General features: G+C 31.1%; 3 protein-coding genes. All 3 read right to left on the bottom strand.

Annotated elements, in window-relative coordinates; all coding sequences use genetic code 11:
- On the bottom strand, positions 1–650 hold a 650-nt coding region (ppk2, locus tag AB1Z17_RS06255), incomplete at its 3' end, for a polyphosphate kinase 2 (protein ID WP_368050938.1).
- Positions 651–720: 70 nt separating this feature from the next.
- A complete protein-coding gene (locus AB1Z17_RS06250) occupies positions 721–2,373 on the bottom strand; it encodes a Zn-dependent hydrolase (protein ID WP_368050936.1) in 1,653 nt (550 codons plus the stop codon).
- A gap of 436 nt (positions 2,374–2,809) precedes the next feature.
- Positions 2,810–3,433, bottom strand: coding sequence for a CatB-related O-acetyltransferase (locus AB1Z17_RS06245; protein ID WP_368050935.1), 624 nt, complete (start codon positions 3,431–3,433; stop codon positions 2,810–2,812).
- Positions 3,434–3,571 lie beyond the last annotated feature (138 nt).

Raw genomic sequence — 3,571 nt, 5'->3', positions numbered from 1 at the left:
TTTTTCTTATTGTCTGCATCAACAACATACCAAGGCACTTGTTTGGTATCTGTATGAGCAAACATAGCATCTTTAGCTTTTGAATATTCCATCCATCTTGAACGAGATTCTAAATCCATTGGACTAAACTTCCAACGCTTCAATGGGTTTTCAATTCTGCTTTTAAACCTTTTTTCTTGCTCTTCATCACTCACCGAAAACCAATATTTTAAGACAATTATTCCCGAACGAACAAGCATTCTTTCAAATTCTGGACACGAGCGTAAAAACTCATTATATTGATTTTCTGAACAAAAACCCATCACCTTTTCTACTCCTGCTCTATTGTACCAACTTCTATCGAATAAAACTATTTCTCCTGCAGCAGGTAAATACGGAACGTAACGTTGAAAATACCATTGCGTTTTTTCTCTTTCGGTAGGAACACCTAAAGCAACTACCTTACAAACTCTTGGATTTAATGGCTCAGTAAATCTCTTTATAGTACCTCCTTTACCGGATGCATCCCTACCTTCAAAAACAACAACTACTTTTAATCCTTTATTTTTTACCCATTCTTGAAGATGCACTAATTCTTTATGCAATATTTCAAGTTCAGCTTCATAGTTTAACTTCTTCTTTCTTTCAGTTTTAGTTTTTGAATCTGCCATACGCTAATGTAATAAAAAATATAAAAAAAGCCTCCAAATTGGAGGCTTTTTGTTATAAACAATTAAATTACTATTCTAATCCTAAGGCTTTTAAGCCTTGCTCAAAAATAACATCTACAGGAATATTTTGTTCGCTTAGCATATCTAAATCTTTCTGTAAGTCTTCAGAAATTATTCCTTTTTCAGCAACCAATTTTGCAACACCATCATAATCACCATTTCCTTGTAAAGTCAAAATTATAGTTGATAATTCTTCCATTGCAGTCTGCATTTTATCGTAATTCACTTTATACGTTCCATCGTCATTTTTAGTAAATGCTTCTTTTTCTTTAAAGAAATTAAAACGAATCATATTTGCTTTTCCATGTGCACTTGAAGCTCCAAAACGAACAGATCTAAAAATTCCAGCCATAAAAGTGGTCATATAATCTTTTATATCTCCATCTATTTCACCTTTTTTATGCAATTGTTGCACCATATACAATCCTAAAATATCAGCTTTACCTTCTTCTAAAGCAGAGGCTAATTCTTTTAAAGAATTTCTTACAGTTCCTTTATTATTTATAGTGTTTTTAATTCCTAAACCATGGGCAACTTCATGGAACATTGTATTGGCAAAAAAAGCATCAAAAGTAACGTAATTGCGTTGACTTTCATCTATAATTTTTTCAGTAATTGGAAGCATTATTTTATCAAATTTTGCACGCATTGCATTTTTAAGTTGCAACCTTCTTGTTCCTTTTTGCAACTGAACTTCTTCATCATTTGGAAGATTAATAGCAATTGTTTTTCCTCCAGAATTACAATCACCTGCGTAATACACAACATCATACGCATTTAAATCTGAATCTGTTCCTGGTGTTTCCTTTTTGTATGCTTCATCTACAGGCAAGCCTTTTTGTAATTCAGGTAAAAACTGTGCGAATTTCTCTAATTTTTTACTCCAAACTTGATCTTTTATTAATACATACGCTTCGTGCGATGCCTTATTCCCAAAAAGCTGATCCTCATAAGTTTCAATTGGTCCAATTACAATATCTAGTGTATTCGTTTTCATATCCATCCAAGCCAGATCACTAGCTTGGTATTCGTCATTTAAAAATGCTTTTGCACGTAATTCTAAATAGTTTTTCAGCCCTGCATTAACTGCTAATTTTGATGCTTCTATTAACAAATCTGAAACTTCTTTTACTTGACTTTCAAATTGTCTATGGTACCAAATTGTTTTTAAACTTCCATCATCATTTCTTCTAATAAAAGTGTACAAACTTGATTTATTATCGGAGGAAAATGCTTCAAATTCATCTTTAGTCAAGTCTTTAGGATAATAATTTGCACCTAATGGTTTTTCTCCTATTCCTTCAACAAAAGGTTTATTCCCGTCCAATCTATCCCAAGGTCCATAATTTATCTCTACAAATTTTTTGGTATCCTCGTTAGATATTTTAGTCATTAAAGCCTCCTTATCTCCATAAGCTTCAAACCAAAATAATGCGTTCATCTTGTCTGCCGCTTTTATTAATAATGGTAACATTTTGCGTTCATTATCCGTTAACACACTTAAGTCTGAAGTTAATTTAAAAGGCACATATTTACCTAAATTTTTTTCCATATCGGTCAAATTTTCTTCAACCGTTACCTGTTTTACAGGTTTCCGTGCTTCTTTATCTTCCTTGCAAGAAAATAAAATTGTAACAACTAGTAGTACAACTATTTTTTTCATGTGTATTTATTATTTTTTAAACGGTTTTCCCGAAGCTTCGGGACTGCTCGATAATAATCATTTTATTGATGATAAACTTTTAGCAAGCTCGTTTCAAAATTAGTTATGTAAATTAAAGTTTAAAATTAAGTAAAAAAATTATCATTTCTTAAACTATCCATTTTAAAATCATTAGATAAATTCAATTTTCAAAATTCTTTTGTTTGCATTATTCATTCAGTTTTTTGAGAATAGAAATTTGTCTTTATTTGATTTATTGAACCACAACTAAAATAATCATTTTATTTTTCTAATCTACTTATGACTGTTTCAACTAAAAGTAGTTGTGTGGGTTATCATTTACCTTAGGAAGCACGCACCCAACTGAAAATTCATAAGGATTTTCAAAAATAGACGGGATCGAGCAATTAATTATAGCCAGTGCTGTTCGTTTTTTTTATTCGATTAATTTTTCAAAATTATTGTCTGTCAAGATCTGAATATTTTTTGTAATTTTTTCAATATCCCAATCCCACCATTTAAGTTCTAAAAGTTTTGAAATTATATCTTCTGAAAATCGCTTTTTGATTTCTTTTGCAGGGTTTCCCCCAACAATAGAATAAGGATTAACATCTTTAATTACTGTTGCGTTTGTAGCAATAATCGCCCCGTCTCCAATTGTTACTCCCGCCATTATTGTAGCGTTGTAACCAATCCAGACATCATTTCCGATATTAATATCTCCTTTTCGTGGATAGGATTTTCCGTCCATAGCGTTTTCCCAACCATTTCCAAAAATTGCAAAAGGATAAGTAGTCAGCGAATTTGTCAAATGATTTGCTCCATTCATAATAAATTTTACATCAGAAGTAATCATACAAAACTTTCCGATAATGAGTTTATCACCTACAAAGTCAAAATGATATTTTACATTTTTTTCAAAATTTTCTACATTTTCAAAATCATCATAATATGTGTAATCCCCAATAATAATGTTAGGATTTTTCACAATATTCTTTAAGAAACAAAGCCTGCCATAATTGGTCAGTGGAAATTTAGTGCTCTTATTTGGTCCTTTCATAATTTATTTTATTATCTCTGTTTTGGAGTTTTCAAATTACACACGCGGTGTTTTTATAAGATTTGTCCTACTGGAAAATCGGAGATTTTTAGGATGATGCAAATCGTTTGTTGAATGTTTGTCGGTTTAAATTTTATG

This window comes from Lutibacter sp., from assembly GCF_040883305.1.
GTDB lineage: Bacteria > Bacteroidota > Bacteroidia > Flavobacteriales > Flavobacteriaceae > Lutibacter.
This window is presented reverse-complemented; position numbering and strand designations above follow the sequence as displayed.

Bases quoted from the DNA above. Each gene is read 5' to 3' on its own strand.
- AB1Z17_RS06245 (WP_368050935.1), bottom strand. From the start codon at position 3,433: ATGAAAGGACCAAATAAGAGCACTAAATTTCCACTGACCAATTATGGC.
- AB1Z17_RS06250 (WP_368050936.1), bottom strand. From the start codon at position 2,373: ATGAAAAAAATAGTTGTACTACTAGTTGTTACAATTTTATTTTCTTGC.